This is a genomic window from Isoptericola sp. NPDC057559, assembly GCF_042801555.1.
Lineage (GTDB): Bacteria > Actinomycetota > Actinomycetes > Actinomycetales > Cellulomonadaceae > Isoptericola.
In genome coordinates, this window is record NZ_JBHVFQ010000009.1 from 92243 (window position 1) to 105149 (window position 12907).

The 12907-nt window shown below is 74.8% G+C and carries 13 protein-coding genes and 1 pseudogene; 9 read left to right on the forward strand and 5 right to left on the reverse strand.

The genetic code is table 11. The features are described 5' to 3' along the window. Positions 1–24: 24 nt before the first annotated feature. Genes ACFU5J_RS11130 through ACFU5J_RS11140 form a run of 3 tightly spaced genes read left to right on the forward strand, consistent with a single transcriptional unit; the run spans position 25 to position 2242 of the window. The gene (locus ACFU5J_RS11130) at positions 25–1029 is read left to right on the forward strand and encodes a TIGR03557 family F420-dependent LLM class oxidoreductase (RefSeq protein WP_430575062.1); all 1005 of its coding nucleotides are present in this window, start codon (positions 25–27) and stop codon (positions 1027–1029) included. Then, a complete protein-coding gene (cofE, locus tag ACFU5J_RS11135) occupies positions 1026–1856 on the forward strand; it encodes a coenzyme F420-0:L-glutamate ligase (protein ID WP_430575063.1) in 831 nt (276 codons plus the stop codon). Before ACFU5J_RS11130 ends, cofE begins: the two co-directional genes overlap by 4 nt. Next, positions 1853–2242, forward strand: coding sequence for a hypothetical protein (locus ACFU5J_RS11140; RefSeq protein ID WP_430575064.1), 390 nt, complete (start codon positions 1853–1855; stop codon positions 2240–2242). The genes cofE and ACFU5J_RS11140 overlap by 4 nt, the downstream gene beginning before the upstream one ends. A gap of 24 nt (positions 2243–2266) precedes the next feature. Here the strand turns inward: ACFU5J_RS11140 and ACFU5J_RS11145 are convergent, their stop codons facing one another. Beyond that, positions 2267–2632 carry a VOC family protein gene (locus ACFU5J_RS11145; protein WP_430575065.1) on the reverse strand — a complete coding sequence of 122 codons (366 nt, stop codon included), beginning with the start codon at positions 2630–2632 and terminating at the stop codon, positions 2267–2269. A gap of 82 nt (positions 2633–2714) precedes the next feature. Between ACFU5J_RS11145 and ACFU5J_RS11150 the strand changes: the two genes are divergently transcribed. Continuing rightward, positions 2715–3215 carry a TIGR03667 family PPOX class F420-dependent oxidoreductase gene (locus ACFU5J_RS11150; protein ID WP_430575066.1) on the forward strand — a complete coding sequence of 167 codons (501 nt, stop codon included), beginning with the start codon at positions 2715–2717 and terminating at the stop codon, positions 3213–3215. 133 nt (positions 3216–3348) lie between these two features. Next, positions 3349–4266 carry an SGNH/GDSL hydrolase family protein gene (locus ACFU5J_RS11155; protein WP_430578751.1) on the forward strand — a complete coding sequence of 306 codons (918 nt, stop codon included), beginning with the start codon at positions 3349–3351 and terminating at the stop codon, positions 4264–4266. 22 nt (positions 4267–4288) lie between these two features. Here ACFU5J_RS11155 and ACFU5J_RS11160 read toward each other — a convergent pair whose 3' ends face one another. From ACFU5J_RS11160 to ACFU5J_RS11175, 4 genes and pseudogenes are all read right to left on the reverse strand, one after another. Further along, positions 4289–4741, reverse strand: coding sequence for a YbaK/EbsC family protein (locus ACFU5J_RS11160; protein ID WP_430575375.1), 453 nt, complete (start codon positions 4739–4741; stop codon positions 4289–4291). Positions 4742–5029: 288 nt separating this feature from the next. Further along, positions 5030–5869, reverse strand: a pseudogene (locus ACFU5J_RS11165) (AI-2E family transporter); the annotation flags it as partial. A gap of 167 nt (positions 5870–6036) precedes the next feature. Beyond that, positions 6037–7230 carry a magnesium and cobalt transport protein CorA gene (locus ACFU5J_RS11170; RefSeq protein ID WP_430578752.1) on the reverse strand — a complete coding sequence of 398 codons (1194 nt, stop codon included), beginning with the start codon at positions 7228–7230 and terminating at the stop codon, positions 6037–6039. Between the two features lie 374 nt (positions 7231–7604). Then, a complete protein-coding gene (locus tag ACFU5J_RS11175; RefSeq protein ID WP_430578753.1) occupies positions 7605–8648 on the reverse strand; it encodes an alcohol dehydrogenase catalytic domain-containing protein in 1044 nt (347 codons plus the stop codon). A 282-nt stretch (positions 8649–8930) separates the two neighbouring features. Between ACFU5J_RS11175 and ACFU5J_RS11180 the strand changes: the two genes are divergently transcribed. The 4 genes from ACFU5J_RS11180 to ACFU5J_RS11195 are packed head-to-tail and all read left to right on the forward strand — an operon-like array spanning position 8931 to position 12903. Then, a complete protein-coding gene (locus tag ACFU5J_RS11180) occupies positions 8931–10154 on the forward strand; it encodes an ROK family protein (RefSeq protein ID WP_430575070.1) in 1224 nt (407 codons plus the stop codon). Next, positions 10151–11035: an ABC transporter permease gene (locus tag ACFU5J_RS11185; RefSeq protein ID WP_430575071.1), complete on the forward strand. Its 885-nt coding sequence runs from the start codon at positions 10151–10153 to the stop codon at positions 11033–11035. The genes ACFU5J_RS11180 and ACFU5J_RS11185 overlap by 4 nt, the downstream gene beginning before the upstream one ends. Then, on the forward strand, positions 11032–11853 hold the full coding sequence (locus ACFU5J_RS11190) for an ABC transporter ATP-binding protein (RefSeq protein WP_430578754.1): 822 nt from the start codon (positions 11032–11034) through the stop codon (positions 11851–11853). The genes ACFU5J_RS11185 and ACFU5J_RS11190 overlap by 4 nt, the downstream gene beginning before the upstream one ends. Before the next feature lie 30 nt (positions 11854–11883). Next, the gene (locus ACFU5J_RS11195; protein WP_430578755.1) at positions 11884–12903 is read left to right on the forward strand and encodes an aliphatic sulfonate ABC transporter substrate-binding protein; all 1020 of its coding nucleotides are present in this window, start codon (positions 11884–11886) and stop codon (positions 12901–12903) included. Positions 12904–12907 lie beyond the last annotated feature (4 nt).

Below are 12907 nucleotides of genomic sequence, written 5' to 3' on the forward strand. Positions count from 1 at the left end.
GTGGTCGGGGATAGGGTCGGGGACATGCCTTCCGCTCTCACCATCGGCTATGCCGCGATGCTCGAGCAGTTCCATCCCACCGAGGTGGTCGAGTACTCCGCCTACGCGGAGGAGCACGGCTTCTCCGGCGTCATGGCCGCCGACCACTTCCAGCCCTGGGTGCCGCAGCAGGGCGAGGCCGCGTTCGTGTGGAACGTGCTCACCGCGCTCGGCGAGCGCACCCGCGGCGACCTCGGCCCCGGCGTGACCGCACCGACGTTCCGCTGGCACCCCGCGATGGTCGCGCAGGCCTCCGCCACGCTGGCCGCGATGTACCCGGGCCGGCACTGGCTGGGGCTGGGCTCGGGCGAGGCCCTCAACGAGCACGTCGTCGCCGGCTACTGGCCCGAGGCCCCCGAGCGGATCAACCGCATGTTCGAGGCCATCGACATCATCAAGAAGCTCTTCGCGTCGGGCCTCGACGGCAAGGACGTCAAGCACTCCGGGCAGTACTACAAGATGGAGTCCACGCGCCTGTGGACGATGCCCGAGGTGCCGCCGGAGATCCTCGTGGCCACCGCCGGCCCGATCACCGCCAAGCGTGCCGGCAAGCACGCCGACGGCCTCATCACGGTCGGGGCGCCGCTCGAGAAGATCGAGATGCTGTTCGGCAAGTTCGACGACGGCGTGCGCGAGTCGGGCCGCGACCCGCAGGGGATGCCGAAGGTGCTGCAGGTGCACATGTCGTGGGCGGCCACCGACGAGGAGGCGCTCGCCAACGCGATGACCGAGTGGCCCAACGGCGGCATGAAGTTCCCCAAGGCCGACATCCGCTCCCCGCACGACTTCGCGCAGATGGCCAAGCTGGTGCGCCCGGAGGACTTCGAGGGCCGCATGGTCATCAGCTCCGACCCGGACGAGCACCGCGCCGCCATCCAGAAGTACGTCGACCTCGGCTTCGACCGCATCTACCTGCACAACGTCGGCCGGAACCAGAAGGAGTGGATCGAGGTCTTCGGCCGCGAGGTGCTCCCGAAGCTCGCCCGGTGACCGGCGCCGCTGCCGGCGCGCCGCGGCTGGTCGTCTGGGCCCCGGCCGGCGTGCCCGAGGTGCGCCCGGGCGACGACCTCGCCCGGCTCGTCGGGGACGCGCTCGCCGCCGACGGTGCCGCGTCGGGCGACCCCCTCGCGGAGGGCGACGTCGTCGTCGTGACGTCCAAGATCGTCTCCAAGGCCGAGGGGCGCGTGGTGCGCGCCGCCGACCGCGAGCAGGCCATCTCCGACGAGACCGTGCGGGTGGTCGCGACGCGCGAGCGCCCCGGGGGCCTGCCTCCGCTGCGGATCGTCGAGAACCGGCTGGGCCTCGTGATGGCCGCGGCGGGGGTCGACGCGTCGAACACGCCCGACGGCACGGTGCTGCTGCTCCCCGTGGACCCGGACGCGTCCGCCCGCGCGCTGCGCGCCGCGCTGCGCGAGCGGTTCGGGCTCGACCGCCTCGGCGTCGTCGTCACCGACACCGCCGGCCGCCCGTGGCGCGACGGGCTCACCGACATCGCGATCGGCGCGGCCGGGGTGGACGTCGTCGACGACCTGCGCGGCGGCGTCGACGCGCACGGCCGCCCGCTGTCGGTGACGGTGACGGCCGTGGCCGACGAGGTGGCCGCGGCGTCCGAGCTGGTGCGCGGCAAGGCCGACGGCCGCCCGGTGGCCGTGGTGCGCGGGCTCGCGCGGCACGTGCGCGCGGGGGAGGGCGCCGAGGCCGACGGCCCCGGCGCGCGCACCCTGGTGCGGCCCAGCGCCGACGACCTCTTCCGCGAGGGCAGCGCGGAGGCGTACGCCCGCGGCCTCGCCGCCGGCCGAGCGGAGGCGGCACGATGACGGTCCCCGCCGACTGGATCGAGCACCGGCGCCCCGAGGACCGCGAGGCCGTCGGCTGGCTGCGCCCCGAGGGCGACGACTGGGTGGCGGTGTCGCTGCTCGGGCGCGACGTGAGCGGGCCCCTCGACTGGACCGGCGCCGAGGAGGCGCTGGAGGAGACGGGGCTGCGGTGGATGGCCGACGCGTGGGTGCTCGAGCGTGCCGGCGACGAGCCGCTGCGGGTGCGGCTCGTCGAGGTCACGCCCTCCCGGGTGGTGGTGCAGACCGACGACTTCGGCGCGATCGACGCCGCCGTGACCCGGTACGAGCTGCCCTGGCCCGCCCCGCGGGCGCTGCGCCCGCGCCGGGAGGACGACCCCGACGGCCGCGTCCTCTTCGCCCGCTGACCCGTCGGCTCGCGCGTCGCGGGGTCAGCCGGCGTCGGTGGTGCCCTCGTAGAGGCCGATCCGGTTGCCGTCCGGGTCCTGCAGCACGGCCCACCAGCTGGTGGGGCTGATCTCCCTCTTCTCCATGAGCACCGTGCCGCCCAGGTCGGTCACCTTGGCGAGCGTGTCGTCGATCGAGTCCACCTCGACGTAGCTGCGGGGCTGGTCGAACCCGCCGTCGCGGGGCGCGAGGCCGCCGCCGCTGATCTGGTTGGGGGCGCGCCACATCGGGTAGTCCTCGAACCCGGGGGGCGCCTGGATCTGCCAGCCGAACAGGCCGGCGTAGAACCCCTTGGCCCGGTCCAGGTCCGTCACGGGGATGTCGATGTGGGTGATGTCGCCGTGAGCCATCGTCGTGCTCCTTCGCGGATGGGGGGCGGGGTCGCCCCACTCCACGCTAGGCACGACGCGCCGCACCTGCGAGCCTGCTGCCATGACGACGACGCCCCCGCCCGGTACGCCGCCCACGACCGCCGCGACGACCTCGACCGCGCGGCCCGCGCCCGTCGACCTGTCGACGCCCCACGGGCTGCGCGCCGCCGAGCGGCTGCGCACCGAGGAGGTCGTGTGGCTGACCACCGTGGACCCCTCGGGGACGCCGCAGCCCACGCCCGTGTGGTTCCTCTGGCAGCCGGGCGACGACGGCGTCGGCGAGGTCCTCCTGCTGTCCCGGCCCGGGACGGCGAAGCTGCGCAACGTGCGGCGGTCCCCGCGCGTCGCCCTGCACTTCGGCACCGACGAGGTGGGCGACGACGTCGTCGTCCTGGTGGGCCGCGCGGCCGTCGACGACGGCGGCCTCACCGCGCACCAGGCGGCCGCGTTCGACGCCCGGTACGCCGGGCCGATCCGGCGCCTGGGCATGACGCCGGACCAGTTCCGCGCCGAGTACGCGGTGCTGCTGCGGGTGGTGCCCGACCGTCTGCGCGGCTGGTAGCGGCCGCGCGGCGGCCGCCGATGCCGGGGGCAAGGATCGTCGGCGCGTCGCGCGGTGGACGGCGTCGCACCTCGTGATACTCGGTCTCGGCGTTCGACGAGGAGCGCCTGCGGACACACGAGGGAGTGGTCTCATGCAGCAGCACGCACGACACAGCCACCGCACCACCCGCACCACCCGCACCACCCGCACCGCCCGCGCCGCGCTCGCGGCGCTCTCGGCCGCAGCAGTCGCCGCGGCCGCCCTGGTCGCCGCCGCGGCCCCCGCCGGCGCGACGCCCGCCCCCGACCGGTACGTCGCGCTCGGCGACTCGTACTCGGCCGGCTCCGGCATCCTGCCGGCGGACCTGCGCGCCCCGCTCGCGTGCCTCCGCAGCACGCTCAGTTATCCGCACGTCGTGGCAGACCGGCTCGACGTCGGCGTGGTGGACGTGACGTGCGGCGGCGCGCAGACCGCCGACCTCACGTCGCGGCAGTACCCCGGCGTGGCGCCGCAGCTCGACGCCGTCACCGCGGACACCGACCTGGTGACGCTCACCATCGGGGGCAACGACAACAGCACGTTCATCGGGGCCCTGCTGGCCTGCGGCTCGATCGGCGCGCTGACCGCCGGCCACGGGAACCCGTGCGAACGTACCTACGGCGACCGGTTCACCCGCCAGGTCGAGGAGTCCACGTACCCCGCCGTGCGGCAGGCGCTGGAGGACATCAGGGCCCGCGCCCCGCACGCGCGCGTCGCGATCCTCGGCTACCCGTGGATCGTGCCCCAGGAGAAGGGCTGCTTCGCCAAGCTCCCGGTCGCCGCCGGGGACGTGCCCTACCTGCGCGACCTGCAGGCCACGCTGAACCGGGTCGTCGAGCGCGCCGCCGACGAGACGGGCGCGACGTTCGTCGACCTGGCGGAGCGCAGCGAGGGGCGCGACGCGTGCGCACCGGCCGGGGAGCGCTGGGTGGAGCCGCTGCTGTTCGGCACCAACGTGGTGCCGGTGCACCCCAACGCCCGCGGCGAGAGCGCGATGGCCGACGCCGCCCTGGACGCGCTCGGCTACTGACCCGGGCGGGGCGCCCGGCGGGTCACTCCGCGGGCGGCACGACCGGCGTCGGCGTGCCGCCCGTGATCCGCACCAGCTCGTCGAACGACGTCGGGAAGACGGTGCGGGCGTGCCCCGCGGCCGCCCACACGACGTCGTGGTCGCGCAGCCCGACGTCGACCAGGGTGCGCACGGGCGCGGGGTGCCCGACCGGCGCGACGCCGCCGATCACCTGGCCGGTGGCGTCGCGCACGGTGTCCTTGTCGGCGCGGGCGAGCCGCCCGCCGAGGCGGGCGCCGAGGAAGTCGGTGTCGACGCGGTGCGCGCCGCTGGTCATGACGAGCACGGGCTCGTCGTCGAGCGTGAAGACCAGGGAGTTCGCGATCGCCCCGACGGGCACGCCGAGGGCCTCCGCCGCCCGGGCGGCGGTGGTGGCGTGGTCGTCGAGCCAGCGGACCTCGCCGTCGGCGCCCGCGGCGTCGAGCGCGGCGCGCACCCGGTCGACCGCGGGGTGCGAGGGGTCGGGGGTGTGGTTGCCGCCCCGGGCCGCGGCGGCCGCCGTCGTCCCGGGCGACGCAGGCGCGGTGCCAGACCCGGAGGCGGCGACCGCGGCGACGGGGGCGGCCGCGAGGGCGGGCACGGCCGCGGCGGGCAGCTCGTCGGCCGGGGTCACGTCGTCGCCGGACAGCCAGCGCAGCCACACCGTGAGCGGGTCGCCCTCGAGCACCAGCGCGCGGACCAGCAGGGTCAGCGGGATGGCGAGGATGGCGCCGAGCGGGCCGATGACGAAGGTCCAGAAGACCACGGACACGAAGCTCAGCGTGAGGCTGAGGCTCACGGCGTCGGAGACGAACTTGGGCTGCACCAGCACCTGCAGCACCACGTTGACGACGCAGTAGACCGCGATCACCCCGAGGGCCAGGGGCCAGCCCCCGACGACGAACGCCATGATGACCGGGGGGATGAGGCCGAGCACGAAGCCGATGTTCGGGATGAAGTTGGTGACGAACGCGAGGATCGCCCACACGACGGGCGCCGGCACCCCGAGGAGCGCGAGGGCGAAGCCGTCCACGACCGCGACGACCGCACCGAACGTCGCGTTGACCACGAAGTAGCGCCGCACCCCGGAGCTGAACTTGGTGGCCCGCCCGATCTGCGCGCCGTGCGTGGCGCCGAACACGCGGGACGCGGTGGCGTAGCGGGCGGCGTCGGCGGCCATGAAGATCGCGTAGGCGAGGACGAAGAAGAGCGCGGTGGCGATCGACAGGGCGACGCTGCTCACGCTGCCCGCCAGGGCGAGGATGCGCGACGGCTCGAGGAACGACGACGCGGCATCGGCGAGCTGCGCGTCGAAGCCCAGGGCGGACAGCTGCGTCGCGATCTCGTCGATGGACTGCTGGAGCTGCCCGACGTACTCGCGGACGAGGCCCGCGAACTGGTAGCCGGCGAAGAAGAGCATCGCGATGAGCGCCGCGAGGATCAGGTAGGCGACGACGATGACCGCCGTCGTCGCCAGCCAGCGCGGCCATCCTCGCGCCTCGAGCGGCCGCCGGACCGGGTGGCAGATGATCACGATCACCGCGGCGAGGAACACCGGCGCGAGGACGTCCCTCGCCCAGTACATGCCCGCGAGGACCAGGACGGCGGCGCCGAGGGACAGGAGGGTGCGGGTCGCGGGGTTGAGCCCCCCGTGGTCGGTCGTCGGGGTGCCGGGGGCGGGCGCCGGGGTCGAGGTCACCCCGTGACCCTAGCGACCGCGACCGGCGGCGGCGCGCGCGACCACCGTGCGGCTCAGATCCATCGCTTCCAGCGGAACACCGCGAAGAGCGCCACGCTCACGCCGAGCATCGCGACGAGCGCGGCCGGGTACCCCCACGACCAGTGCGTCTCGGGCATGATGTCGAAGTTCATCCCGTAGATCGTCCCGACCAGCGTCGGGGCGAAGAGGATGGCCGCCCAGCCGGAGATCTTCTTGACCTCCTCGCCCTGGCGGATGCTCACCTCGGTGAGGTGGGTCATCTCCTCGTTCTGCCGCTGCGCGACGAGCGTGGCGTTCACCGTGAGGATGTCGCGCAGCGCGGCGCGGAACGACTCGACGCGGTCGGCCACCTCGGTGAGGTGGTCGGCGACGTCGCGCAGGTACGCCTGCATCTCCTCGGTGACGCCGTACCTCTCCGCGCCCTTGGCGAGGGAGCCGCAGACGCGCTGCAGGGGCCGCACGGCGCGCTGGAACTCGACCACCTCGCGGGACAGCTCGTAGATGCGCCGCGACACGGCCGCGTCGCCGCCGAACACCTCGGACTCGATCTCGTCGATGTCGGCGTCCAGGCCGGCGACGACCGGGGCGTAGTCGTCGACGACGCGGTCCACGATCGCGTACAGCACGGACTCCGGGCCGCGGGCCAGCATGCCCGGGTGCGCCTCGAGGTGGGTGCGCACGGCGGCGAGGTCGGGGCACGCCCCGTGCCGCACGGTGACGACGAAGTCGGGGCCGACGAACACGTGCAGCTCGGAGAACTCGACCTCCTCGGTCGCGTCCACGTACCGCGCGGCGTGCAGGACGACGAACAGGGTCTCGCCGTAGCGCTCGATCTTGGGGCGCTGGTGCGCCACGATCGCGTCCTCCACGGCGAGCGGGTGCAGGTCGAACTCGCGCGCGAGCTGGGCCAGCTCGGTCTCGTCGGGCCGCTCGAGGCCGATCCACGCCATCCCGCCGGGGCGGGAGCGCAGCTCGCGGAACACCTCGGCGAGGCGCGTGAAGCTGGCGACGCGGCGGCCGTCCGCGTCGTAGAGGGCGGCCTCGACGATCGAGGACCGGCCGGGCAGGTCGCGCCGGTCGAGGCGGTCGGCGTCGGGGCGGTCCGTGTCGCGGCGGGCGCTGCCGAGGCGGCCGCCCGCGCCGCTCGCCGGGGTGGCGCGGCGGGGGCGCAGGGCGCCGAGCAGGGGGCGGGTGCGGACGGTGCGGGTGCTGGAGGTGAGGGCCATGGCGGACTCCGAGGGCGTGCAGGGGCGAGGCGGCGTGCATCGGTCCCGCGACTGCGGCTCGGCCGAGGGCGCCCCGACGTCGTCCCGGGGCGTGCCACGGGGGAGCGGGGGAGCTCGGAGGGGGGTGACGCGGACGGTGCGCGCGTCGCGGCCGCCCGGACGGACCGGGCGGGGGAGCCGTCAGTCGCGGCTCGGACTACTGGGAGGCTCGCTACGGGTCATGTGCGTGCACCTCCCTCGTCGTGTGCGGCGGTCGCCGCTGCTGCTCAGGCCGCCGCCCAGCATATCCGCGGTGCCGCCGGGAAGCCACGCCCGCCCGCCGGCCGCGGGGGTGATCTCCGCGACGTCGGTCCGCGCCGTCGCGGCCGGGTCGCTCAGCGCCGCGGGTCGACCAGGACCATCCCGGCGCGCGGGGTGTCGTGCAGCCCGGGCAGGAGGCGCGCGCCCTCCTCCAGCCCGACGACGCGGTCGACCAGGGCGGCGGGGCGCAGCGTGCCGTCGGCGACGCGGGCCAGCATCTCCGGGTAGTCGGCGGCGGCCATGCCGTGGCTGCCGAGCACGTCGAGCTCCCAGCCGATCACGCGCGACATCGGCACGCGGGGGTGGCCGTCGACCGGCGGCAGCAGGCCCACCTGCACGTGCCGCCCCTGCCGCCGCAGGCTCCCGATCGCGTCCGCGCAGGTGCGCTCGCTGCCGACGGCGTCGACGCTCACGTGGCACCCGCCCGTGAGCTCCTGGACCGCGGCGGGCACGTCCAGGCCCTCGGCGGCGAGCACCGTGCGCGCGGCCCCCGCCCGGCGGGCCGCCTCGAGGGCGCCCTCGTGCCGGTCGACGGCGACGACCTCCGCGCCCAGCGCGGCCGCGACCATCACGGCGCTGAGGCCCACCCCGCCCGCGCCCACGACGACGACGCGCTCGCCGGCACGCACGCGGGCGCGGCCGGCGACGGCGCGGTACGCCGTCGCGAAGCGGCAGCCGAGGCTCGCGGCGGTGGCGTCGTCGACGTCGTCGGGCAGCGCCACCAGGTTCGTGTCGGCGGCGTGCAGCACGACGAGCTCCGCGAACGACCCGGCGTGCGTGAAGCCCGGCTGGGTCTGGTCGGGGCAGACCTGCGCCTGGCCGGACCGGCACCAGCCGCAGCGCCCGCAGCCGCAGACGAAGGGCGAGGTCACCCGGTCGCCGACCCGCCATCGGGTCACGCCCCCGCCCACGGCGGCGACGACGCCCGCGAGCTCGTGGCCCGGCACGTGGGGGAAGGTGGTGATGTCGGTGTCGTGGCCCGCCCACCCGTGCCAGTCGCTGAGGCACAGCCCGCTGGCGTGCACCCGCACCACCACGCCGCCGGGCGGCGCGGTGGGCTCGGGCAGGTCGTGGACCGTCACGGGGCCGCCGAACCGGTCGAACGTCATCGCGCGCACGGGCCGATCCAACCACGGTCGGCGCGACCGTCCCGGCGCGGTCCGCCCGGACCCTCGGATCGTGGCTATTTCGTGGATGTCCGATGGAATTACTCGGGAATTCCGCCGGGGTCTAGCCGGAGGAATTCGGCGCCCCCTAACGTCGCCGCCATGTCGAGAACGGGGGCCGGTGGGCCCGGCAGGGGGACACGTCCCGCGGATTCTGCCAACACCGCCGACGTGCGGAGATTGGATTCTGCCGGGTCGTTGACGGAAAAATCCGGGCTTCGTAGCGTCGCCCGCATGTCGACGACGACAGGGGTGCACGCGCTGGTGCGGCGCACCCACGAGGAGCGGGTCCTCGCCGCCCTGCGCTCCGGGGGAGCCCTGAGCCGGTCGGAGCTCGCGAGCCGGGTGGGGCTGTCCCGCACGACGCTGTCCGAGATCGCCGCCAGCCTGCTGGAGCGCGGGGCCGTCGTGGTCATCGACACCGACGCGGCGACCCGCAGCGGCAGCGGCCGACCCGCGGAACGGCTCGCGCTCGACCCCGCCGCCGGCCAGTACCTGGGCGTCGACTTCGGCCACCGGCGCGTGCACGTGGCGGTCGCGGACGCCTCCCACGAGATCATCGCGTCCGGGGTGCAGCCCTACGACGACGAGCCCTGGCCGGCGCGCGTGGACCTGGCGTTCGCCCTGATCGACGGGCTCGTGGCCGAGCACGGCCTGCACTTCGGCGCGCTGCAGGCCGTGGGCATCGGCGTGCCGGGGCCGTACGCCGGCGGCCCCGGCAGCGTGCCCGTCTCCTGGCACCGCCACGCCGCGCCCGGCGAGGTGGAGGACGCCTTCGCCCGGCGCTTCGGCACGCCCGTGGTCCTCGACAACAACACGCGCCTGGCCGCCCTCGCGGAGGCCGTCTCCCGCCCCGACGGGCCGAGCGACCTCGTGTACGTCCGGCTGTCCGACGGCGTCGGCGGCGGCCTGGTGGTCTCCGGGCGGCTGGTGCGCGGCGCCCGCGGATTCTCCGGGGAGCTGGGCCACGTCACCGCCGACCCCACGGGCGTCGTGTGCCGCTGCGGCAAGCGGGGCTGCCTGGAGACCGTCGCGTCCGTGCCCGCCATCCTCGCCGCCTGCCGCGACCGCGGCGCGGACGTCCGCGACCTCGACGACCTCGCCGTCGCCGTCGAGCGCGCCGACCCCGTGGTCGACGCGGTGCTGCGGGAGGCGGGCACCGCCCTGGGGCGCGTGCTCGGCGCCGCGGCCATGGTGCTCGACCCGGTCGAGGTCGTGGTCGGCGGCGAGGTCGCCCACGTGGCGCCGGCCCTCGTCGAGCAGGCGGCCGCGACCCTGCGCTACGAGCTCTACTCCGTCCCGACCGAGCTGCCCCGCGTGCTGCGGGCCAGCCAGCTCGGCGACCGCGGGGGCGCGCTGGGCGCGCTCGCCGCGCTGTTCCACTCCTCACCCCTGCTCGCCGGCTACCCCGCACCCGCGGCGGCCGACCGTCCCCCGCTGCGAAGGAGCGCACCGTGACCGCGTCGTCTCCCGGGCTGTCGCCCGGCCCCACGCAGGACGTCCCGGCCGGCGCCGTGCCGGGACCGTCCCCGCACCTCGCGGGCGCGCCCGCCGCGGGGAGCCCCGCGCCGGGCAGGCCCCGGCGGCGGCTGTCCCGCCGCGCCTCCCTGCGCCTGCTCAACGCCGTCTCCATCGTGGGCGGCATCGGCGTCTGGTGGCTGCTCGCCCTGAACGGCTTCCAGTTCCCCACGCCGCCCGAGGTGGTGGCCAAGGCCGCCGAGCTGTGGTCGAACGGCACCCTCGCCGAGGACGTGCTGGCCAGCCTCGGCCGCGTCCTGTCGGGGTTCCTCCTCGGCTCCCTCGTGGCCGTGCCCGTCGGCTTCCTCATGGGCTGGTACACCGTGGCGCGCGGGCTGCTCGAGCCGTGGATCCAGTTCTTCCGGACGATCCCGCCGCTGGCGCTGCTGCCCCTGGTGCTGGTGCTGATGGGCATCGGCGAGCTGCCGAAGGTGTTCGTCATCTTCCTCGCGGCGTTCCTCGCCTGCGTGATCTCCACCTACCAGGGCGTGGTGAGCGTCGACCGCACCCTCATCAACGCCGCCCGGGTGCTCGGGGCGAAGGACGGCACGATCTTCCTGCGGGTGGTCGTGCCGGCGTCGACCCCGTTCATCCTCGTCGGCATGCGGGTGGGCCTCGGGTCCGCCTGGGCGACCCTCGTCGCCGCCGAGCTGCTGGCCGCGCAGGCCGGGCTCGGATACCGGATGCAGCAGGCGCAGCTCTACTACGACATCGCGACGATCTTCGTCGGCATCGTGGTGATCGGCGTCCTCGGACTCGTCATGGACCGGCTCCTGCTGCTCGCGGAGACCCGGCTCACCGGATGGCAGGAGCGGCGATGACCACCACGACCCCCGCGACCCCCGGCGCGGCGCCCGCGTCGACCGCGAAGATCTCGGTCCGGGACGTCCGCAAGACGTTCGCCCTGAGGAACGAGGAGTTCGTCGCGCTCGACGGGGTGTCCCTCGACATCGCCGACAACGAGTTCGTCACCGTCGTCGGGCCGTCCGGCTGCGGCAAGTCGACGCTCCTGAACATCCTCGCGGGGCTGGAGGAGCCGACGTCGGGCCACGCCCTCGTCGACGGCGCCGAGGTCGCCGGCCCGGGCCCGGAGCGCGGCGTGATCTTCCAGCAGTACGCGCTCTTCCCCTGGCTCACGGTGCGCAAGAACATCGAGTTCGGGCTCAAGGTGGCCGGCCTCGGCCGGGCGGAGCGGCGCGAGCGCGCCGAGCACTTCATCCGCCTCGTCGGGCTCGAGCAGTTCGCCGACGCCCTGCCCAAGATGCTCTCCGGCGGCATGAAGCAGCGGTGCGCGATCGCGCGCGCCTACGCGGTGAACCCGTCGATCCTGCTGATGGACGAGCCCTTCGGCGCCCTGGACGCCCTCACGCGCGTGAACCTCCAGGAGCAGCTCCTGGAGACGTGGAGCCGCGAGAAGCGGACCGTCATGTTCATCACGCACGACGTCGACGAGGCGGTCTTCCTGGCCCGCCGCGTCGTCGTGATGGCCGCCCGCCCTGGGCGCGTCTACGACGTCGTCGACGTCGACCTGCCGTACCCGCGCACCGAGGACGTGCGTCTCAGCCCCGAGTTCGCCGCGCTGCGCAACCGCGTGTGGCACTCCGTGTACCACCAGACCTCGGCGTCCGCCGCGCGCTGACCCGACCGACCCCGACCCGAAGGACATCCCATGCGACTCACCCGTACCGCGCGCCGCGCGGCCGCCCTGTCGGCCCTCGTCGCCGCCACCCTCGTCGCGACCACCGCCTGCTCGGGCGACGACGGCGCAGGCGGCGGCACGGCCGACGACGCGACCGTCGAGGTCAACTTCGGGTACATCCCCGACTTCAACGGCACCAGCCTGCTCGCCGTCGCCGAGGACCAGGGGCTGTGGGAGAAGCACGGCGTCGAGGTCAAGACGTCGTCCTTCACCAACGGCCCGCTGCAGATCCAGGCCCTCGGCACCGGGGACCTCGACTTCGGGTACATCGGGCCCGGTGCGTTCTGGCTGCCGGCGTCCGGCCAGGCCAAGATCGTCGCGATGAACTCGCTCGGCCAGGCCGACCGCGTCGTCGCCCAGCCCGGCATCGACTCGATCCAGGACCTCGCGGGCAAGAAGGTCGCCATCCCCGAGGGCACCTCCGGGGACATGATCCTCACGCTCGCCCTGGAGGCCGCGGGCATGACGAAGGACGACGTCGAGATCGTCCCGATGGAGCCGGCGGCGATCGTGGCGGCGCTCTCGTCGGGCAAGGTGGACGGAGCCGGGCTCTGGTACCCGGCGCTCGCCACCGTGAAGAAGCAGGTGCCGAACCTTGTGGAGCTCGCCAAGAACAGCGACTTCAAGGACACGGTGGCGTTCCCGACGGCGTTCGTGGCCGGCAACGACGTCGTCGCGAAGGAGCAGGACAAGGTGGACCGCGTGCTCGGGGCGCTGCGCGACGCCATCGCCTACCGGGCCGACCACCTGGACGAGACCATCCAGCTCACCGCCGACTTCAACGACCTGCCGGTGGAGGACGTGAAGGCCGACGCCGCGAACGTGCAGGTGCTGAGCCTCGACGAGCTCGACGGGTACACGCAGGACGGCACGTTCGACACCTGGCTGTCGGGCATGGAGGACTACTTCGTGCAGGCGGGCCAGCTGCCCGAGGCGGTGGAGCCGAGCGAGTTCTACACCGGGGACCTCTTCGTCGGGGCGGGGAAGTGACGCC